Genomic DNA, 3,114 nt, shown 5'->3' with positions numbered 1-3,114 from the left:
TGAGGCAGCCGGAAAAATCCAACTTCCGGCGGTCCAAGGTTGGGGAGCAGGGCAGGTGTGGTATGCTGTGAATGCGAATGTGGGGTGGAGTTTGGTTCTGTCAGGACTCGTATCCACAGCGGTCATCTGGCGCGTGTTTGCCCTCGACCTCAATCTCTCTGTGAAGTGCTTGGTCGCCACTGCAACGCTGGTCGGCTCCGCTATTCTGGCCGTGATCGTTGGGACCATGAGCTAAGGAACGGGGCTAAGAGCCCGGAGCGGGCCTGCGGCGGCGCAGCATGGCGCCGGAGCCCCTCGGGCCGCCCGCTCGGGCGCTCGCTGCCGATAGCCGCCGTTCGGTCCTCCAAGCCCGATCCGGCAGCGGATCACGGAAGCGGCCGTTCATCCCCGCTGCTGCATGCACTGAGGCCACCAAGGTCAACAGTGCGGACCAAAGCGCCAAATCGCTGCAGCTGTGAAGTGACCGCTTGGGCCCTCAAAGGCAGTATCGCATAAAGATCGAGCGCACAAAGATTATCATAGGCCATAGAGCATTACGAGGAACACCAGCGCTGCAAACCCGATGGTCCAAGCATCAAATAAGAGCATTGGCCAACGATTCATCACGCCGATAGTTAGCGGATTAAGAAGCCATGGGAGCGGACCGTTAGTCCGCTTTTGAACTCTTCGCCTAATCCGAATACCGACCCAACCGCAAGCTAGGGCAAAGATACCAAAGAGATAAGGGAAAAAGAAAACACAAGCCACTCCTAGGGCAAGGAACACTGCGAGAATGTAAGGAAGATCAAGCTTGATGTCCCCCTCAGCGTTCACCTCTGCATAGAAGGGCGGAAAACTGCTACTCAGCTGAAACGCCAAAATCATATAAATGAAACCAAACATGCCGATCAGTAAGAAGATGCCGGGAAATGGCATTGCTGCACTACTCCACTAGTTGCCAAGAACTATTTGAGCGATACTCGTCGACGTTCAGGCATCGGTCAATATGGGCTCGGAGCAGACCTGCGGAGGTGCGGCATGGCGCCGGTGCGCCTCGGCGCACGCTCAGGCGCTCCCTGCCGGTTGCGGACGTTGCGCGCCCCGACCCTTGCTGCCTGCGGAGTCGCGAAAGCGGACGGTCATCGCGGTTGCAGCGCGCCCTGAATCCGCCAAGGTCAGGAGAGCGGACAGAGCCACCACTCGCCGTAGCCAATCGAACGTCTGCTTTCACCGTACGTTCCGAAAAGGCATAAGGTATCGAGCAAGCTTCTCGATTCTCGCCATCGGCTACCGAACCTGTCGATCAATTTCGACGTCGTGTCCCGGGAGTATAGAATGAAGTTCATGGCCATATTGAATAGGAGGCCGCGCAATTGATTGACTTCAAAACCCGGAAATCCAGAGTCATTTTCGAATACAGCTCTGAGTTCGGTAGTAACACGTGGGTCCTCAGCGAACTTCGTGAATCAGGTCGTGTCCAAATTTCCCGGGTATTCCGTTTTCAGCAAAGCGATCTAAGCGACGCTGATCGCCTCCTTGGTCAGGACGCCACACGTGATGCCGAGATCGACGATCAAGAAGTGTTGAGATTCAGGTTCGCAGAGACCAAGAAGGGGTATCACCGCATCGCTGGTCGCCTTTTGGGTATCCGCAACGACGTCTGGCTACAGCAAGATACCGTCGAACTTGAACGAAAAACATTTGTGGCAGAGCGCAATATTAACATCTTCGGACGGATCGCGAAGCTTAAAGAGGATGAAAGTCCAATCGTCGTTGGTGATCCTGAGAAGATCGAGGGGGCCATCTCCCCCGAAGTGTTCAAAGAACTTTTGGCCAATTTCCCGAACTCGGGCGAGATGAACCGCTATGCGTTAGCCCGCGTCGAGGCGGTCGTTGGCGAGGCGATCCAGCCGATGAAAAGCGCGCGGGAGGCTTACGAGCGTTACCTCAATCGTCGCGTCTCGGTTGTCACGGACAAGCCGTTAGAACAGGCAGCCCTCATCGAGGCGGAGATCCAGAAATACCTCTACCTGCACGACCTAATCGCGCAATGGCTGCAAAAAGAGGAAGATCGCAGCGAAGCGGACTGGCAGCGTATGATCGCGAAGGTTATATTGCTTATCTTCCCGAAATACATTGCGGCTCTTGAGAGCGTTCCGGTCAGCGATGTCTATTCCGACCCCTTACGCTCCACGACACGGGAAATCGATCTCTGCCTTGTGGATGCCAGTGGGGCGCTCGACGTGATCGAAATAAAAAAGCCCTCCGCGGCGGCAGTCCTCGGCCGTACACTCTACCGAGACAACTTTGTTCCCACTCGGGAGTTGACTGGAGCCATAGTCCAGACCGAAAAGTATCTCTTTCATCTCTCCAAGTGGGGTCTCAAGGGCGAGCAAAAGTTGACCGAGAATTTTAAAAACCACCTGCCAGCTGGTCTTTCGATCCGCATTGCCAACCCGAAAGGCTTAATTATCATGGGGCGAACGCCCATGGTCCGCAAAATTCAAGGACGGGAGCGCGATCATCAACTCGATCTGGATATTATTAAACGGCAATACGCTAACATGGTCGACATCATGACCTACGACGACCTACTCGCTCGCTTAGAAAACGTGATTGCGTCTCTACAGCGGCGTAAGCTCACTTAGAAGCGGGCCGTAGCTGCAGAGTGATCTCGGGAGCAGACACTCGTGAGGCACTTGGCATCAGTCAAGGTGGGCTCGGAGCGGACCTGCGGCGGCGCAGCATGGCGCCGGAGCGCCTGGCTCAACCGACTCGGGCGCTCCCTGCCGATAGCGGCCGTTCGACGCTCCGGACCCTGCTGACCACAGAAAACAAGAAAGCAGCCACTCGTGGAAAGCGCAGCAAGCATAGGCGAACCTGTTTTCGGTGTTGGCTCTGGAAGAGCTGGAAGCTGTTCCTGATCGCTTGTCCATACAGCGTCTACGCCCGCACCTACCGTTGCGTCACGCCATTCCGCAAATCGGCATGATACTGCCAATAGCCCCGCGCACCCAAAAGTAAGTGAATGCCTGGGGTTGCCAGGCTAGGATCTATCTCACTACCTTGGCGCGAATTTGAGAGGGTATTTCATGAGTGGCTTCTTCCGTCAGGACGCCCGCATGGGCCGGATTT

3 protein-coding genes are annotated in these 3,114 nt (G+C 55.8%); 2 read left to right on the top strand and 1 reads right to left on the bottom strand.

Annotation, left to right across the window (positions count from 1 at the left end; genetic code table 11):
• A partial coding sequence (locus tag BYZ73_RS23595) for a hypothetical protein (protein ID WP_220086872.1) occupies nt 1–235 on the top strand: 235 nt, incomplete at its 5' end.
• 281 nt (nt 236–516) lie between these two features.
• Here BYZ73_RS23595 and BYZ73_RS22560 read toward each other — a convergent pair.
• Nucleotides 517–915, bottom strand: coding sequence for a hypothetical protein (locus BYZ73_RS22560; protein WP_146746377.1), 399 nt, complete (start codon nt 913–915; stop codon nt 517–519).
• A gap of 437 nt (nt 916–1,352) precedes the next feature.
• Here BYZ73_RS22560 and BYZ73_RS20695 point away from each other — a divergent pair, with 437 nt between their 5' ends.
• Nucleotides 1,353–2,627, top strand: coding sequence for a Shedu immune nuclease family protein (locus tag BYZ73_RS20695; protein WP_112317510.1), 1,275 nt, complete (start codon nt 1,353–1,355; stop codon nt 2,625–2,627).
• Nucleotides 2,628–3,114: the final 487 nt, after the last annotated feature.

Source organism: Rhodovulum viride, from assembly GCF_003265965.1.
In the GTDB taxonomy this organism is placed as follows: Bacteria; Pseudomonadota; Alphaproteobacteria; order Rhodobacterales; family Rhodobacteraceae; genus Rhodovulum; species Rhodovulum kholense.
The sequence above is the reverse complement of the archived record's forward strand: the minus strand, read 5'-3'. Positions and strand labels throughout refer to the sequence as shown.

Coding starts and splice junctions, on each gene's coding strand:
- BYZ73_RS22560 (WP_146746377.1), bottom strand. CDS start 915: ATGCCATTTCCCGGCATCTTCTTACTGATCGGCATGTTTGGTTTCATT.